This is a genomic window from Planotetraspora thailandica (assembly GCF_016863335.1).
Taxonomy (GTDB): Bacteria; Actinomycetota; Actinomycetes; order Streptosporangiales; family Streptosporangiaceae; genus Planotetraspora; species Planotetraspora thailandica.
Genome location: NZ_BOOR01000007.1, coordinates 291,606 through 308,904, shown reverse-complemented (window position 1 = coordinate 308,904; position 17,299 = coordinate 291,606). Strand labels below are relative to the sequence as shown.

At 68.6% G+C, this 17,299-nt stretch carries 14 protein-coding genes and 1 tRNA gene; 5 read left to right on the top strand and 10 right to left on the bottom strand.

What is annotated here, in order from left to right; genetic code table 11:
- Positions 1–34 precede the first annotated feature (34 nt).
- Genes cysN through Pth03_RS06375 form a run of 4 tightly spaced genes read right to left on the bottom strand, consistent with a single transcriptional unit; the run spans position 35 to position 4,467 of the window.
- On the bottom strand, positions 35–1,297 hold the full coding sequence (gene cysN / locus Pth03_RS06390) for a sulfate adenylyltransferase subunit CysN (RefSeq protein ID WP_203943183.1): 1,263 nt from the start codon (positions 1,295–1,297) through the stop codon (positions 35–37).
- A complete protein-coding gene (cysD, locus tag Pth03_RS06385) occupies positions 1,298–2,212 on the bottom strand; it encodes a sulfate adenylyltransferase subunit CysD (protein WP_203943182.1) in 915 nt (304 codons plus the stop codon). It lies immediately after the preceding gene.
- 20 nt (positions 2,213–2,232) lie between these two features.
- A complete protein-coding gene (locus Pth03_RS06380; protein WP_203943181.1) occupies positions 2,233–3,006 on the bottom strand; it encodes a 3'(2'),5'-bisphosphate nucleotidase CysQ in 774 nt (257 codons plus the stop codon).
- A complete protein-coding gene (locus Pth03_RS06375) occupies positions 3,007–4,467 on the bottom strand; it encodes a sugar transferase (RefSeq protein ID WP_373318499.1) in 1,461 nt (486 codons plus the stop codon). It abuts the gene before it with no gap.
- 98 nt (positions 4,468–4,565) lie between these two features.
- Here Pth03_RS06375 and Pth03_RS06370 point away from each other — a divergent pair, with 98 nt between their 5' ends.
- Positions 4,566–5,216, top strand: a complete 651-nt coding sequence (locus tag Pth03_RS06370) for an exonuclease (RefSeq protein WP_203943180.1) — start codon at positions 4,566–4,568, stop codon at positions 5,214–5,216.
- Here Pth03_RS06370 and pth read toward each other — a convergent pair.
- The 5 genes from pth to Pth03_RS06345 form a co-directional block, all read right to left on the bottom strand.
- On the bottom strand, positions 5,136–5,756 hold the full coding sequence (gene pth / locus Pth03_RS06365; RefSeq protein WP_203943179.1) for an aminoacyl-tRNA hydrolase: 621 nt from the start codon (positions 5,754–5,756) through the stop codon (positions 5,136–5,138). The genes Pth03_RS06370 and pth overlap by 81 nt on opposite strands.
- 64 nt (positions 5,757–5,820) lie before the next feature.
- Positions 5,821–6,441 carry a 50S ribosomal protein L25/general stress protein Ctc gene (locus Pth03_RS06360; RefSeq protein ID WP_203943178.1) on the bottom strand — a complete coding sequence of 207 codons (621 nt, stop codon included), beginning with the start codon at positions 6,439–6,441 and terminating at the stop codon, positions 5,821–5,823.
- A gap of 507 nt (positions 6,442–6,948) precedes the next feature.
- Positions 6,949–7,926, bottom strand: coding sequence for a ribose-phosphate diphosphokinase (locus tag Pth03_RS06355; protein ID WP_203943177.1), 978 nt, complete (start codon positions 7,924–7,926; stop codon positions 6,949–6,951).
- A gap of 364 nt (positions 7,927–8,290) precedes the next feature.
- Positions 8,291–9,763, bottom strand: coding sequence for a bifunctional UDP-N-acetylglucosamine diphosphorylase/glucosamine-1-phosphate N-acetyltransferase GlmU (gene glmU, locus Pth03_RS06350; RefSeq protein WP_203943176.1), 1,473 nt, complete (start codon positions 9,761–9,763; stop codon positions 8,291–8,293).
- A gap of 162 nt (positions 9,764–9,925) precedes the next feature.
- Positions 9,926–9,997 (bottom strand) — tRNA-Gln (locus Pth03_RS06345).
- A gap of 396 nt (positions 9,998–10,393) precedes the next feature.
- Between Pth03_RS06345 and Pth03_RS06340 the strand changes: the two genes are divergently transcribed.
- The 4 genes from Pth03_RS06340 to Pth03_RS06325 all read left to right on the top strand — a co-directional run bounded on the left by Pth03_RS06340 (position 10,394) and on the right by Pth03_RS06325 (position 15,789).
- Positions 10,394–11,332, top strand: coding sequence for an acyl-CoA desaturase (locus Pth03_RS06340; RefSeq protein ID WP_203943175.1), 939 nt, complete (start codon positions 10,394–10,396; stop codon positions 11,330–11,332).
- 244 nt (positions 11,333–11,576) lie between these two features.
- Positions 11,577–12,701 carry a TetR/AcrR family transcriptional regulator gene (locus Pth03_RS06335; protein ID WP_239118791.1) on the top strand — a complete coding sequence of 375 codons (1,125 nt, stop codon included), beginning with the start codon at positions 11,577–11,579 and terminating at the stop codon, positions 12,699–12,701.
- A 58-nt stretch (positions 12,702–12,759) separates the two neighbouring features.
- Positions 12,760–14,865, top strand: a complete 2,106-nt coding sequence (locus Pth03_RS06330; protein WP_203943174.1) for an RNA degradosome polyphosphate kinase — start codon at positions 12,760–12,762, stop codon at positions 14,863–14,865.
- 9 nt (positions 14,866–14,874) lie between these two features.
- Complete coding sequence (locus Pth03_RS06325; RefSeq protein WP_203943173.1) at positions 14,875–15,789, top strand: NUDIX hydrolase; 915 nt, start codon at positions 14,875–14,877, stop codon at positions 15,787–15,789.
- A 21-nt stretch (positions 15,790–15,810) separates the two neighbouring features.
- Here the strand turns inward: Pth03_RS06325 and Pth03_RS06320 are convergent, their stop codons facing one another.
- Complete coding sequence (locus tag Pth03_RS06320; protein WP_203943172.1) at positions 15,811–17,262, bottom strand: CYTH and CHAD domain-containing protein; 1,452 nt, start codon at positions 17,260–17,262, stop codon at positions 15,811–15,813.
- Positions 17,263–17,299 lie beyond the last annotated feature (37 nt).

Sequence of the window (17,299 nt, the reverse complement as noted above, 5' to 3'; positions counted from 1 at the left end):
AACCGGATTGCCTGATGATCCCTAAAGGATCTACTCAGTGGGCGTCGACGATCATTCCTGCCCCGACGGTGCCGTTCGTGGCCTCGTCGATGAGGATGAACCCACCGGTGAGGCGGTTCCTGGCGTAGTCGTCCACGAACAGCGGCTGCGTGGTGCGCAGCGTGACCCGGCCGATCTCGTTGAGTCCCAGCCCCGTCGCCGACTCGTCCCGGTGCAGGGTGTTGACGTCGAGCCGATACTGCAGGTCCCTGATGACCGCTTTCGCCGTCCTCGTGGTGTGCTTGATGATCAGCTTGGAGCGCGGCTGGAGCTTGAGGCCGTCGGCCATCCAGCACACCATCGCGTCGATCTCCTGCGCCACCTGCGGCTGGTTGTGCGGGCGGCAGATCATGTCACCCCGGGAGATGTCGATGTCGTCCTCCAGCCGGAGGGTGACCGACATCGGCGGGAACGCCTCATCGACACGACCGTCGAAGGTCTCGATCTGCTTGATCTTCGTCGTGAGACCCGAAGGCAGATGGATCACCTCGTCGCCGGGCTTGAGCACGCCTCCGGCGACCTGGCCGGCATACCCGCGGTAGTCGTGGAGCAGCTGGCTCGTCGCGTTGTGCGGGCGGATGACGTACTGCACGGGGAACCTGACGTCGACCAGGTTGCGGTCGGAGGCGATGTGCACGTGCTCCAGGTGGTGGAGCAGCGCCGCGCCCTCGTACCACGGCATGTTCTCCGACCGGCCGACGACGTTGTCGCCGTGCAACGCGGAGATCGGGATGAAGGTGAGGTCGCTGGCGTTCAGCTTCGAGGCGAAGGCGGTGAACTCCTCACGGATCTCCTCGAACCGGGCCTCCGAGTAGTCCACCAGGTCCATCTTGTTCACGGCGAGGACCAGGTGGGGCACCCGCAGGAGCGTCGTGAGGAACGCGTGCCGCCGGGACTGCTCCAGCACGCCCTTGCGCGCGTCGATCAAGATGATCGCCAGGTCGGCGGTCGAGGCGCCGGTGACCATGTTCCGGGTGTACTGAATGTGGCCCGGGGTGTCGGCGATGATGAACTTGCGGCGCGGCGTGGCGAAGTAGCGGTACGCGACGTCGATCGTGATGCCCTGCTCGCGCTCGGCCCGCAGGCCGTCGGTCAGCAGAGACAGGTCGGTGTAGTCGGTACCGCGGTCGCGCGAGGTGCGCTCGACCGCTTCAAGTTGGTCTTCGAAGATCGCCTTGGAGTCGAAGAGCAGCCGCCCGATCAGCGTCGACTTGCCGTCGTCCACGCTTCCTGCGGTCGCGAAACGAAGGATGTCCATTTAGAAGTAGCCCTCCTTCTTGCGGTCCTCCATGGCGGCCTCGGATGCCCGGTCGTCGGCGCGGGTGGCGCCTCGCTCCGTGATCCGCGTCGCGGCGACCTCTTCGATGATCTGCTCGACCGTGGTGGCGGTGGAGGCCACCGCACCGGTGCACGTCATGTCGCCGACCGTCCGGTAGCGGACGACCGCTTCGAAGATCGGCTCGTCCTCGCCCCGCTGTACGACCTCGGCATCGCCGAGCAGCATGCCGTCCCGCTCGAACACCTTGCGCGTATGGGCGAAATAGATCGAGGGGATCTCGATGCCCTCCCGCTGGATGTAGTGCCAGATGTCCAGCTCGGTCCAGTTGGACAGCGGGAAGATCCGGATGTGCTCACCCTTGCGGATCTTGGTGTTGTAGAGGTTCCAGAGCTCGGGCCGCTGGTTCTTGGGGTCCCACTGCCCGAAGTCGTCGCGGAAGGAGAACACGCGCTCCTTGGCCCTGGCCTTCTCCTCGTCCCGGCGTGCCCCGCCGAACACGGCGTCGTACTCGTTCTCCTCGATCGCGTCGAGGAGCGTCGTGGTCTGCAGCCGGTTGCGCGACGCGCGCCGCCCGGTCTCCTCGACCACGCGCCCGGCGTCGATGGACGCCTGGACCGAGGCCACCACGAGCCGGGCGTTGAGCTCGGCGACCCGGCGGTCCCGGAAGTCGATCACCTCGGAGAAGTTGTGCCCGGTGTCCACATGCATCAGCGGGAACGGGATCGGCGCCGGCCAGAACGCCTTCTCGGCCACTCGCAGCATGACGATCGAGTCCTTGCCCCCGGAGAAGAGCAGACAGGGGCGCTCGAATTCCGCCGCGACCTCGCGCATGATGTGGATCGCCTCGGCTTCGAGCACGTCGAGCTGTGACGTGGTGTAGTCACGCTGAAGCATCTGGAGATTCCTCCGGGAAACTAGCGGTGAAGGTCACGGATGCCGGCGAGCAACATTGGCGCCAGATCCGGTAGGCAGACAAGGATATCCGGCAGGGACGGGTCCTCCTGGTTGTAGACCAGCGGCGTGCCGTCGATTCTGCTGGCGTGCGCTCCTGCCGCGAGCGCGACGGCGACAGGTGCCGCCGAGTCCCATTCGTACTGGCCGCCCGCGTGGACGTATGCCTCGACCTCTCCGGTGAGGACGGCCGCGATCTTGGCGCCGGCCGAGCCGATGGGCACGAGGTCGGCCCCGGCGAGGACGGCGAGCTTCCGCACGAACTCGGGCGGACGGGTGCGGCTGACCGCGATCCTGATCCGCTCACCGGGGGCGGCGAGGGTGGGAGGCTTCGCCGTCGTCAGGGTGCGGCCCTGCGCGGGGAGCGCGACCGCTCCCGCCGTCAACGCACCCTCGTCTCCCGTCCGCTCCCACAAGGCCACGTGGACCGCCCAGTCGGACCGGCCCTCCTCGGAGAACTCGCGGGTGCCGTCGAGGGGGTCGACGATCCAGACGCGGTCGGCCTTGAGGCGCCGGGGGTCCATCCGCTCCTCGCGGGTCGCCTCCTCCGAGAGCACGCTGTCGCTGGGCCGCAGCCGCTGAAGCGCGTCCATGAGGTAGCGGTGCGACATCATGTCGCCGGCGTCCTTCAACGCCCGCTGATCGCCGAATCCCTGCCGCGCGCGCAGGTCGAGCAGCCGCTCCCCCGCTTCTGAGGCGAGATCTCCCGCGAGGGCGTGGTCGTCTCTAATCGTCATTCAGTAAGCTCCCGCGCCGCCCGCCACCGCTGACCACGTCTTCCACAGAATCTGAAGATCCAGCATCAGCGACCAATTTTCGATATAACGCAGGTCCAACCGTACCGATTCCTCCCAGGAAAGATCAGACCGGCCGTTGACCTGCCACAATCCGGTCATGCCCGGGCGAACCACCAGCCGCCTGCGGACGTCGTCGCGGTAGCGGGCGACCTCCTCGGGTAGCGGAGGCCGCGGGCCGACCAGCGACATGTCCCCTCTCAGGACGTTGATCAGCTGGGGCAGCTCGTCGAGGGAGTGCCGCCTCAGCCTGCCGCCCAGCCGCGTCACGCGCGGGTCCTGACGGATCTTGAAGAGCAGCCCGTGCCCCTCGTTGACGAGCTCGACCTTCTCGGCCTCGGAGGCCTGCCGCATGGTCCGGAACTTCAGGATCGTGAACTCGACGCCGTCCTTGCCGACCCGCGTCTGCCGGAACAGCACCGGCCCGGGGCTCGACACCCGTACGGCTATCGCGAGCACCGCCATCAGGGGGGCGAGCAGGACAAGGGCGAACGCGGCGACCAGCCGGTCGAAGGCACTCTTGATCAGTTTCCGGACGCCGGCGAGTTCCGGGTGCTCCACATGAAGCAGGGGAAGGCCCGCGACCGGACGGATCGCCGTCCGCGGGCCCGCGACCTCCATGAGCGCGGGCGCGACGACGAGATCGGTCCGGGTCCGCTCCAGCCGCCACGCCAGCCGGCGCAGGGCCGTGCCGTCCAGCTCGGGGCAGGCGAGCACGGCCACGGTGTCAGCGCCCATCTGCTGCACGACGAGGGGGACGTCGGTGAAGTCGCCCAGGACGGGCACGTCCTCCACTTCTCCGGACGACTCGTCGGGCAGGCAGGCCGCGACGATCTCCATGCCGTGATAGCGCTCGCGGCGGAACCGCGTGATCAGTTCGGCGACGCCGGCGCGATGGCCCACCGCCACCACCAGGCGCATGCACTCCCCGCCCCGCCGTCTACGGCCGTGCAGGCGGCGGCGTAAGCCGTACCGGGCGATGAGGGTGAGCACGATCATGAGCGGGAGGGCGACCACGACGTATCCGCGGGCCAGATCGGCCTTCGTCACGTAGGCGGTGATGGCGACCGCCGCGATGAGAGTGAAGCCGCACTGCGCGATCCTGCGGAACTCCTCGGACCCGACGCCGATCAGCCGGGGCTCGTAGGCCCGGTTGAGGGCGAGCATGCCGGTCCACAGAGGCGGCAGCGCGCCACTCAAGACCACATAGGGCGTCACATAAGGAGTAACCTCGCCGAACCTGAGGAACACCGCAGCGATTCCGGCCAGAAGGGCGCACGTCATGTCGGAGACCGCCGCATGGAGCCGGTACCTCCGGGCCCACCGGGGCGCCCGCGGGATCGGATGCGCGGGGGCCACGCGCGCGCGACCGGCGGCGACCACGGACAGTTCGCCGTCCAGCACGCAGCCTCCACGCTCTCCTCACGCGCCGACACGTAACGACGCTGTTACCGACAGTGAGGAATGCTAGCGGCCATACGGCCCGGCTCAGAGGAGAATTCGTGAAAGCCGAAACGTACATCTCTGTCGATATCGAGGCCGACGGCCCGATTCCGGGGCCCTATTCCATGATCAGTATCGGAATGACGGTGGCAGGGAGGATGACCGGCAGGCGGTTCGAGAAGACCGACCCCGAGTCGTCGACCTTCTACGCGGAGCTCAAGCCGATCAGCGGTGACTTCGTGGCCGAGTCGCTGGCGGTCAGCGGGCTCGACCGCGACCTGCTGCTGCGGGAGGGCCGCGACCCCGCCGAGGCGATGGCCGCGGCCGCGGCGTGGACGCGCCAGGTGTGCGGGGTCACCCTGCCGGTGATGGCCGCGTTTCCGCTGGCCTACGACTGGATGTGGACGTACTGGTATTTCCTGCGATTCACCGGTGAATCGCCTTTCGGGCACTCCCGGTGCATCGACATCAAGACCCTCTACACCGCCAAGGCGGGAGTGCCCGTCGCGTGGTCCACGAAGCGGCAGATGCCGCGCGAGGTCCGATCCGGGCGCCGGCACACCCACAACGCCCTGGACGACGCGATCGAACAGGCCGAACTCTTCCAGAACCTGATGCTGTGGCCCGGCTCAGCGGGGCGGCTTGACGGGGTTGAGATCGCCCGCGTGGAACCGGTTCTGGGTGGCCTCGAGGCCGGTCGTGACCAGTGACTCCACCATGTCGGCCGCCCGGTCCACCAGGAACGGCAGGTCCTTGCGCTCGGCCGTGGCGAAGTCCTTCAGCACGAAGGCTGCGGGATCCATCCGGCCGGGCGGCCGGCCGATCCCGAAGCGGATCCGCGGATAGTCCCGCGTCCCCAGCGACTTGGTGATCGACTTCAGCCCGTTGTGCCCGTTGTCTCCCCCGCCCAGCTTCGCGCGCAGCGCGCCGTACGGGATGTCCAACTCGTCGTGCACCACGACGACGTTCGCGGGAACCACCTTGTAGAAGTCGGCCAGCGCCTTCACCGGGCCGCCCGAAAGGTTCATGTACGACAGCGGCTTGGCCAAGATGGCGCGCGCCCCCGCCAGCCGGCCTTCGACGACCTCGGCGCGCGACTTGTGCACCTTGAAACGCCCGCCCATTCGGGCCGCCAGCTCGTCGAGCACCATGAAGCCGGCGTTGTGCCGGTTCCCCGCATACTCAGGCCCAGGGTTGCCCAGGCCGACGAGCAGCCATCGCTGATCACCAATCTCGGCGATCCCCGACATCGCGTCTCCTCACATGAAGAAGTCCCCCACAGGAGGTCCTGTGGAGGACTGTCTCACATTCGTCCTACTCGGCGGACTCGGCCGGGGCGGCCTCTGCCTCTTCGGCGGCCTCACCCTCGGCGGCCTCGCCGGCCTCGGGCAGCTCGGCGGTCGGCGTGGCGATCACGTGGAGAACGAGCGCCTCCGGGTCGCCCGCGAGGGTGACGCCCTTCGGCAGCGCGATCTCGCCCGCGTGTACGGCGAAGCCGACGTCCTTGCCGTCGACGTCGACCTCGACGCCGGTCGGGATGTGCGTCGCCTCGGCCTCCACCGACAGCGCGACGAGCTGCTGGTCCAGGATGGCGCCGCCGATCACGTCACCGGAGACGGTGACCGGGATGTCCACGGTGACCTTCTCGCCGCGCTTGACCAGGAGCAGGTCGACGTGCTCGACGAAGCCCTTGATCGGGTCACGCTGAACGCCCTTGGGCAGCGCGATCTCGTCGACGCCGTCGCCCTTGACGTGGATGAGCACGTTGGCCTGGCGGAGCGCGAGCAGGAGCTCGTGGCCCGGCAGGGTCAGGTGGCGGGGCTCGGTGCCGTGTCCGTAAAGAACGGCGGGAACCTTGTCGCTACGGCGGATCTTGCGGGCGGCGCCCTTGCCGAACTCCGTGCGGAGCTCGGCGTCGATGCGAACCTCAGCCATGGCTCATCTCCTAGGGATGACTCGTCGATTGGATGCGCTCCCCCTCACCCGCCCTAGCGGAAGGCGTTACGAGCGCAACTTCACCACCCTATCCCCCCGCAGCCATGCCCCATCCCCCTTGCGCCCCCCCTTTCCCCGTGATCATGCAGAAGTTCGGGAAGAGGGCACGCAACCTGCGCAAACCTTGCCCATGATCATGCAGAAGCTCGGAAGAATAAGGCCTGAGCTGCGCGAACATCTTTCGTGATCATGCAGAAGTTCGAGAGAACACCACCTCAGCAGGCCGTGCACGATCCGTGATCATGCACTTCTTGAAAAGTGCATGATCACGAATTCCATAAGCCCAGGCAGACACCCATGCCGCCGAACTTCTGCATGATCACAAATCGCGTCGTCCCAGCTCAGCAAGGCCGTCGCCGAAGTTCTGCATGATCACGCACAAGGGTTGGCGCAGCTCACACGCACTGCCGGCGAAGTTCTGCATGATCACGCGCAGGTGTGGGGTGGTCAGCTGTCGCCTTCGAAGAGGCTGGTGACGGAGCCGTCGGTGAAGACCTCGGTGATCGCGCGGGCGAGCAGCGGGGCGATGGACATCACGGTCAGGCTGTCGAACCTCTTCTCGACCGGGATCGGCAGAGTGTTGGTGACGACGACCTCGGAGATCCGTGAGTTCTTCAGACGGTCGACGGCGGGGTCGGAGAACACCGCGTGCGTCGCCGCCACGATGACGTCGGTCGCCCCGTGCTCATAGAGCGCGTCGGCCGCCTTGCAGATCGAGCCACCGGTGTCGATCATGTCGTCGATCAGCACGCAGGTGCGGCCCTTGACCTTTCCGACCACCTCGTGGACCTTCACCTGGTTGGCCACGTCGAGGTCACGCCGCTTGTGGATGAAGGCCACCGGCGTGCCGAGCGAGTCGGACCAGCGTTCGGCCAGCCGTACGCGGCCGGTGTCGGGCGAGACGATCGTCGTCGTCGCCGGGTCAAGCTTGCCCTTCAGATAGTTGATCAGCACGGGCATCGCGAAAAGGTGGTCGACCGGGCCGTCGAAGAAGCCCTGGATCTGCGAGGTGTGCAGGTCGATCGACATCAGGCGGTCGGCGCCGGCCTTCTTGAACATGTCCGCGACCAGCCGGGCGGTGATCGGCTCCCGGCCGCGCCCCTTCTTGTCCTGCCGTGCGTAGCCGTAGAAGGGCATGATCGCGGTGATCCGCTTGGCCGAGGCGCGCTTCAGCGCGTCGACCATGATCAGCTGCTCCATGATCCACTGATTGATCGGCGCGGTGTGGCTCTGGATGACGAAGGCGTCGCATCCCCGGACCGACTCCAGATAGCGCACGTAGATCTCGCCGTTGGCGAAGTCACGCAGCGCGGTGGGCGTGATCTCGACGCCGAGATGCGTGGCCACCTCGTCGGCGAGCCCGCGATGCGAGCGCCCGGAGAAGAACATGAGGTTCCGCTCGCCACTCGTCTTCTTGCCGCTCATGCCACACTCCTCGGCTGCCGAGCCCCATGGCCCGCCGGTTCCTCACGGGTCGCCTCGTCCCGCACGCACGGCACACCGCCGTGCCGCTCTGCTCGCTCGCCGTGCTCACTCACGGTGTCCTCCTGGCCTGCCCTGGGGCGTTACGCGGTGTGGAGCCGCGCCTTGTTCATGGTTGTCCTCGTTGCCACGCCACGCCGCCGCAACGCCCTCAAGCGCCACGCCGCCGCCGCGATCTCAGCCTCCACGCCCAGCCCGGGTCCACGGGCATGCGGCGCTGCCGTTCTCATTGCCGGTGCCGCGCAGGTCATGCCGCACCGGCACATCACCGTACGGCGATGCCCCGCCTCACCGACGTCCAGCCGATCTACTCCGCGCTCGTCTCCGTACCGTTCTGGGTGTTCGCCTGATTCCGCTCGGCGACCGCCTTCTCGGCGGCCTTGGCCGACGCCGTACCTGGGCGGCGGCGGACGACCCAGCCCTCGATGTTCCTCTGCTTGCTCCGGGCGACGGCCATCGCCCCCGGAGGAACGTCGCCCGTGATGACCGAACCGGCGGCGGTGTAGGCGCCGTCGCCGATCGTCACCGGAGCGACGAGCATGTTGTCGCTGCCCACCCGGACGTGGTCGCCCACGACCGTGTGGTGCTTGCTGACGCCGTCGTAGTTCACGAAAACACACGCGGCCCCGATGTTGGAACCCGTTCCGATGGTCGCGTCCCCGGCGTAGGTCAGGTGGGGCACCTTCGACCCCTCGCCGATGGTGGTGTTCTTCGTCTCCACGAAGGTGCCGATCTTGCCCTTGCGCCCGAGCACCGAGCCGGGACGCAGATAGGCGAAGGGGCCGACGGACGCCTGCGGCCCGATCTCCGACCTGTCGCATACGGCGTTGCGCACGACGGCCTCGGCGCCCACGACCGTGTCGGTCAAGGTCGTCGCGGGCCCGACCTCGGCGCCGGCGCCGATCCTGGTGGCCCCGTGGAGCTGGGTGCCGGGGTGGATCACCGCGTCGGGCTCCAGCGTGACCGCGGCGTCGATCCAGGTGCTGGCGGGATCGATGATGGTCACCCCGGCCCGCATGTGGCCTTTGAGGATGCGGTCGTTGAGCACGCGGCGGGCGAAGGCGAGCTGCACGCGGTCGTTGACGCCCTCGACCTCCACATAGTCGGGCGCCACGTAGGCGCCGACGCGGTGCCCGTCCTCGCGGAGGATGGCCAGCACGTCGGTCAGGTACTCCTCGCCCTGGGCGTTGGCCGCGCCGACTCTCTTGACGCCGTCGGCGAGCAGCGCCCCGTCGAAGGCGTAGACGCCGGAGTTCATCTCGTGGACGGCCCGCTGCTCGGCGGTGGCGTCCCTCTCCTCCACGATCTCGAGTACGGCACCGCTTTCGTCGCGGATGATCCGGCCGTATCCGGTGGGGTCGGGCACCTCGGCTGTGAGGACGGTGACCGCGTTGCCGTCCTCGGCATGCCTGGCGAGCAGCGCGGCGAGGGTCTCGGTGCGCAGCAGCGGCGTGTCGCCGTAGGTCACCAGCACGGTTCCGGTGATCGCGCCCACCGCTTCGAGCGCGGTCCGTACGGCATGGCCGGTGCCGTTCTGCTTGTCCTGGACGACCGTGCGGGCGTCGGGCGCCGCGGCGGCGAGATGGGCTTCAACCCGCTCGCGCGCGTGGCCGATCACCACGATCAGCTGATCCGGATCGAGCGCGCGGGCGGCGGCGATCATGTGATCCACGAGGGCGAGACCGCAGAGCTCGTGGAGGACTTTCGGGGTGTTCGACTTCATCCGAGTGCCCTCGCCGGCGGCGAGGACGATGACGGCGGCCGGGCGCGGCACACTCACGGACTGAGGCTCCCTCGGCGACACGACTGAGACGGGTCGGCTTCGGACGGCTGACGGCCACCATCACGGCGCCGCACGGTCACCTGCTCGACAAGGTGAGCTTACCCGGAGGCCCTCTGACACGATCCAGCCCCATCCACAACCGCGATGGAAGGATCCTTGCTCCGGCGCCAGGACTCGAACCTGGACAACAGGGACCAAAACCCTGCGGGCTGCCAATTACCCAACGCCGGAAGGACATGGCGAATGCCGACAGTATCGGCGCCAAGCCGCCTCCTACGATACAGATCCCGCCGGATCTCTGGCGCCATGACGCGAGAGGCAGATCATCACCTCCCCGGCCCCGTGCCGATCTTTCCCGCGCACCGGTTCCACGTGCGACTACTCCGTCCCGGTTACCCGCCTGGAGATTGCGGGCAGACCCCCCGGTACCCAGGTCAGCCGGGGCGTCACGCCGTGGGGACGACACGCCTTAGCAGACGGCGAGCCATGCGGGCAAGACGTGGATTCGCCACCAGATACCCGTGGGAGCGTCACCTTCCCCACATTCAACCGGCGAAGGCCGTAACCTACGATGGCGTAAGTTACGGTGGCGTAGCCAAGAAACTTCCCCAGACCGCGAGGTAGCCCATGACCGTCCTGACCGAACGGCCCGGACCGCAGCCCAAGCCGGACTTCGAGCCCAAAGGCAAGTCCAAGGGCGATCTGATCATCTTCGCCATCGTCGTCGGACTCCCCATCCTCGCGGTCATCGCGGCGGTGCCCTTCGCCTGGGGATGGGGTCTGGGCTGGACGGACATCGCGATCACCTTCGTCTTCTACGCGGTATCCGGCCTGGGAGTCACGGTCGGGTTCCACCGGTACTTCACCCATGGTTCCTTCAAGGCGAAGCGCCCTCTGAAGATCGCTCTGGCGATCGCGGGCAGCCTCTCGCTCGAGATGTCCGTGCTCGACTGGGTCGCCGCCCACCGCAAGCACCACAAGTTCTCCGACAAGGAGGGCGACCCGCACTCGCCCTGGCGCTTCGGCACCGGCGTCTGGGCGCTGTCCAAGGGCCTGCTCTACGCGCACATGGGCTGGCTGTTCGAGGTGGAGCGGGTCAACCGCCAGAAGTACGCCCCGGACCTGGCCAAGGACCCGGACATCATCAAGCTGCACAAGTGGTTCCCCGCTCTGGCGGTCACCTCGCTCCTGCTGCCCGGCGTGCTGGGCGGCCTGCTCACCTGGTCGTGGCACGGCGTCGTCACCGCGCTCTTCTGGGGCACGATCGTCCGCATCGGTCTGCTGCACCACGTCACCTGGTCGATCAACTCCATCTGCCACGTCTTCGGCGACGAGCAGTTCGAGGCGCGCGACAAGTCCCGCCAGGTGTGGTGGCTCGCCATCCCGTCCTTCGGCGAGTCCTGGCACAACCTGCACCACGCCGACCCGACCTGCGCCCGGCACGGCGCGCTCAAGGGCCAGATCGACCTGAGTGCCGGGACGATCCGCCTGTTCGAGAAGGCCGGCTGGGCCCACGACGTGCGCTGGCCCACCACCGAGCGACTGGCGGCGAAGCGTCTTGCCTGACGGCCCACATATGGACGGCAGGGCCGCCGCTCGTCCGGCGGCCCTGACCTCTTCCTCTCCCTCTCCCACTTCGGACGACCATTCCAGTACGGCCGGCGCGTTACCCATCAACGGGTCCGCGGTGGCCGTACGTGCCCATATCCAGCCGGACGCGGCTGCGGCCGGACCCGCACGAGCGGCCCGCACGGCCGGGAACCCGACCAGGCATCCGGCCCGGCCGCGCGAAGAGGCCATGATTGAACCCGTGACCGAGTCCTCCCGATCCCGCAAGCGCATGACCGGCGCGGAGCGACGCGAGCAGTTGATCCAGATCGGCCGTGCGCTATTCGCCGAGAAGGGCTTCGACGGCACCTCCGTCGAGGAGATCGCCGCCAGCGCCAAGGTCTCCAAGCCCGTTGTCTACGAGCACTTCGGCGGCAAGGAAGGCATCTATGCGGTGGTCATCGACCGCGAGATGCAACGGCTGCTGAGCCTTGTCACCCAGGCCCTGACGGCGACGCACGCGCGGGTGAAGCTCGAGCGTGCCGCGCTCGCGCTCCTGCAGTACATCGAGGAGAGCAGCGAGGGCTTCCAGATCCTGGTGCGCGACTCGCACGCCGCGTCGGGCACGGGCACCTTCGCGAGCCTGATCAACGACATCGCGGGCCAGGTGGAGGACGTCCTGGCCGACGAGTTCAGGGATCGGGGCTACGACCCCAAGCTCGCCCCCATGTATGCGCAGATGCTCGTCGGCATGACCGCGCTGACCGGCCAGTGGTGGCTGGAGGAGCGCAAGCCGCGACGCGAGGAGGTGGCCGCCCACCTCGTCAATCTCTCCTGGAACGGTCTCACGGGCCTGGAGCAGAATCCCGGTCTCACCGTGGCCTCCCGCGGCCTGGTCCTCGCCGCGGGCGCCGATCTGCGCCGTCCGGGCGAGCTCAAGGAGCAGGAGAAGCAACGCGAACGCGAGCAGAAGGAACTCCAGAAGGCCCAGCGCGAGCAGGAGAAGCAACGCGAACGCGAGCAAAAAGAGCAGGAACGCGCCCGGGAACGCGAGCAGAAGGAGCTCCAGAAGGCCCAGCGCGAGCAGGAAAAGCAACGCGAACGCGAGCAAAAAGAGCAGGAACGCGCCCGGGAACGCGAGCAGAAAGAGCAGGAGAAGCAGCGGGAGCGGGACGAGCGCGAGCTCAAGGAGCTGGAGAGGCAGCGGGAGCGCGAGGAACGGGAGAAGGAACGGCAGCGCGTGATCGAGGCCAAGGCCGCGGCGCGGGCGACCGAGGCGGCCGCGCGAGCGAGCGAGGCGGCGGCCCGGGCCAGCGAGGTCGCGGCGCGCGCGGGTGAGACGACCCCGAGAAATCAGGCGGGATCCGGGGCCGACAGGATGCCCTGACGGTTTCGTTGCGGCCTAGTTAACGTACCGTTCAACAAATTGGGGCATATTTTGTCATATGTCCGCCGACTTCTCTTCCGTCCCAGAATCCAAGGATGTCAACCTTCCCGAGGACACCCCGTTGCCTCAGGACCGCTTCCTCAACCGGGAGGAGAGCTGGCTCCAGTTCAACGAGCGTGTGCTGGAGCTGACGGAGGACCCGGCGATCCCCCTGCTCGAACGGGTTCGCTTCCTCGCCATCTTCGCCAGCAACCTCGACGAGTTCTTCCGGGTGCGGGTGGCCGGCCTCAAGCGCCGGATGGCGACCGGCCTGCTCCTGCGCACCAAGAGCGGACTGAAGCCGAGCGAGGAACTGGCGCGGATGGGGGCGATCGCCGACGAGCTCGCCCGCCGGCACGCGGCCATCTTCCACGACGTCGTCACCCCGCAACTCGCCGCCGAGGGCATCGAGATCGTCCGCTGGGACGACCTGGGCAAAGACGAGCGTACGGCGTTACGCAAGCTGTTCCGTGAGCGCATCCGGCCGGTGCTCACTCCGCTCGCGGTGGACCCCGCCCACCCCTTCCCGTACATCTCGGGCCTCTCGCTCAACCTGGCCGTCACGGTCCGCAATCCGGCCGACGGCCACACGGTCTTCGCCCGGGTGAAGGTGCCCTCGCAGTTGCCGAGGTTCGTGACCGCCTCGCCGAACCGGTTCGTCCCGATGGAGGACGTCATCGCCGCCCACCTGGGCGAGCTCTTCAAGGGCATGGAGATCGTCCAGCACCACGTCTTCCGGGTGACCAGGAACGAGGACCTCGAGGTCGACGAGGACGTCACCGAGAACCTCATGCAGGCCCTCGAACGCGAGCTCCTGCGCCGCAGGTTCGGCCCGCCGGTACGGCTGGAGGTCGAGGACACCATCACCCGCGAGGTGCTGGATCTCCTGGTCGACGAGCTGGGCGTCGCCGAGCACGAGATCTACCGCCTGAGCGGCCCGCTCGACCTGACCGGCCTGCACGCCATCGCCGACCTCGACCGCAGCGAGCTGCGATACCGCAGGTTCGTGCCCGGCGAGGCCGTCAGCTCCGACGACGACCTGTTCGCCAAGCTGCGCGAGCGCGACATCCTGCTGCACCACCCGTACGACTCGTTCTCCACCAGCGTGCAGCGGTTCGTCGAGCAGGCGGCGGCCGACCCGGACGTGCTCGCGATCAAGCAGACGCTCTACCGGACCAGCGGCGACTCGCCCATCGTAGACGCCCTGATCGACGCCGCCGAGGCGGGCAAGCAGGTCGTCGTCGTGGTGGAGATCAAGGCGAGGTTCGACGAGCACGCCAACATCTCCTGGGCGCGCAAGCTGGAGAAGGCCGGCTGCCACGTCGTCTACGGCGTGCTCGGCCTCAAGACCCACTCGAAGCTGGCCCTGGTGGTCAGGCAGGAGGCGGGCGGCGAGCTGCGAACCTACTGCCACATCGGGACGGGCAACTACAACCCGAAGACGGCCAGGCAGTACGAGGACTTCGGCCTGCTCACCGCCGACCCCCAGGTCGGCGAGGACGTCACGGACCTGTTCATCAACCTCACCGGCTACTCCAACCAGTCGGAGTACCGCCGCCTGCTGGTGGCGCCACACTCGCTGCGGCCGGGCCTGCTGACCCGGATCGAGCGCGAGATCGACCACCACCGCAAGGGCCGCCCGGCACGCATCAGGATCAAGACCAATGCACTGGTCGACGAACCGCTCATCGACGCGCTCTACCGGGCCTCCCGCGCGGGCGTGCCGGTGGACCTCTGGGTTCGCGGCATCTGCACTCTGCGTCCTGGTGTTCCTGGTTTGTCGGAGACGATTCGGGTGAGGAGCATCCTGGGACGCTTCCTGGAGCACTCGCGCGTGTTCGAGTTCGGCGGTGGCCGGCGCCCGGAGATGTGGATCGGGAGCGCCGACCTCATGCGCCGCAACCTCGACCGGCGCGTCGAGGCCCTGGTGAAGGTGACCAGCCCGCAACACCGGGCCTACCTGTCCGACCTGCTCGACCTGGCCATGAGCGACGGCACGACCGCCTGGACGCTCAACTCGGACGGCAAGTGGCTGCGCCACCGCGGCGAGATCGACCTCCAGCACCACCTGATCGCCAGCCGCCGCTGGCGGACCGTCGACGACGACTCCGGCAACCTGGACTGAGGCATCATCATGATCGAGCCCGAGGTTAGGCCCACCGACCTGATCCGCGCGGCCGGAGCCGTGGTGTGGCGCGGCGACGAGACCGACCCCGAGGTGGCCGTCGTCCACCGCCCCCGGTACGACGACTGGAGTTTTCCCAAGGGGAAGCTCAAGCCCGGCGAGCACGTCATCGCGGGAGCCCTGCGCGAGGTGGCCGAGGAGACCGGGCTCGACGTCGTGTTCGGCCGACCCCTTCCTCCGGTCCACTACCTGAAGGACGGCCGCCTCAAGCGGGTGGACTACTGGGCGGCGCGCGCCCTCGGCACCTCCACGGAGATCGCCACCCCGGACGAGGTGGACCAGCTCGTCTGGCTCCCCGTCGCGGAGGCGAGGCGCCTGCTGACCTACGAATGGGACGCGGGCCTGCTCCGCGCCCTGACCGCCCTGCCGCTCGCCACGACGCCCCTGATCTTCGTACGGCACGGCCTGGCCGGGTCGCGGCAGGAATGGGAGGGCGACGACGACCTCCGCCCGCTCGACGAGCACGGGCGGGCGCAGGCGCAGGCCCTGGCCGACGTGCTGGCCGCCTACCGCCCGGCCACGCTCGTGAGCTCGCCGAGCCTGCGCTGCGTCACGATGCTGGAGCCGTACGCGCGGGCGCACGGCCTGGACGTGCGCGAGGAGAGGTCCATCTCCGAGGGCGGCTTCGACGCGCGCGAGGCCGACCGGCTGGTGCGCGCGATCCTCGACACGGTGGACCGCCCGGCTGACGGCTCAGGCGTGGTCGTGTGCAGCCACGGCAAGGTGCTGCGCGATCTGCTGGGGGTCGCCGCCGCGGACCGCCAGGACCGCGGCGGAGCCGAGGCAGAGCTGGACAAGGGCGCCTTCACCGTGCTCAACCGGGCGGGCGGCCGCACCGTGAGCGTCGAACGCCATTCCACCTGACGCGCCGGGCCGGGCGACCCCTCATGCGACCTTCGCCCACACCTCCGGGAACTCCTCGTGTGCCCGCTGGGCGTCGGCCCGCTCAAGGCCGACCAGCACGCCGTAGGTGAAGGTGTCCTCCCCGGCGCCCCTGGCAGCCTGGGCCTCCTGGCCGAGCACGTCCTGGGCGACCACGCCGTCCTGGTGCCTGCCCAGCACCTCCTGGACGGTCTCCGCCCGCCCTGCGAGCTCGGGCAGCCCGACCGCCTCGGCGGTGTAGCGGGCCCGCTTCGCGGCCTTGCGCACGTCGTGCATGGCTATCTCGCGCTGCTCGGGGTCCTCGACGGACTGGGCGGTGTCGTAGGCGGCTCCGACCCGCTTCCATCCCTTGTCCGCGATCTTGCCGAGGGTGCGTTCCGCGTCCTCGTCCGCGAGCGGCGTGAGCGGGGGGTTCGCCACCAGGGCGTCGAGGACGTCCAGCAACGCGAAATAGCGCTCGCCGCTCATGGCCTCCCTGACTCGGCCGTAGGCCTCCTGCTCGCGGGCGAGCAGGTCGTCGCCCAGCCGCTGCCGGATCGGGCCGACGATCAGCTCGGTGTCCACGGTGTCGAGCCTGCGGGCGAAACGCTCGCGGATGACCTCGAGGTCGCGCACCTCTCCGAGCACCTCGCCGAGCCAGCGCAGCTCCTCCTGGACGTCCTCCGTACCGCTGATCAGCGACTTGAACGCCTTGAGCGCGCTGCGCAGGCGCCGGCAGGCCACCCGCGCCTGGTGGACGGCGTCGTCCTCCTCCCGGCGCACGTGCGGGTCCTGGGCGCTCAGCGCGTCGACGTGGCTCTTCACGTACGCCATGACGGCCTCGCCCGCCGACCCGGGCGTGAGCTCGGCGACCGGACGCACGGGCACGTCACCGAGAAGGCGGACGAGCTTGCTGCCGGTCTCCGCGGGGGTCGCGCCCGCCTTGACCAGCCGCTTGGCGACCCGCTTGAGCAGGCGACGGTCCCCGTTCTTGAGTTCGGCCTCGACCTCGCGCCAGCGCTCGACCCTGGGGTCGTCGCCGAGCACGGTGCCCTTGACGTCGTCGTCGGCGATCTCCACAAGCGTCTCGCCGCCGTCGTCGAGGAGCTTGACGAGGCCGCGGCGGGTCTCGAGCTGGGCGACCGGGCTGAGCGGGGCGCCCCGGGTGAAGGCGAGCACGAGCTCGGCAAGCTGCGGCGGAACGGTCTTGGCGCCGCGCGTCAGCGGGAGGGTGATCTCCTGCCTGACCCGCTTGGCCTTCGGAAGCTTGAGGTGCCAGCCCTCGTCCTCGCCGCCGCGCCGCCGGCGAAGGGTGATTCCACGCGTGGCCAGCCGGAGATCGGGGGTGTCGAAGTACAACGCGACGAGCCGGTGGCTGAGCGGCTGGGCCACGTCGGAGCACCCCCGGACGCCGCTCAGGTCAGGTAGGCCGTACTCAGCGGGAACGTCGAACTTGTCCTCGATCTCGATCGTCATGCTCACCCCAAACGTGACGAGCCTTTCGGCTGATTTA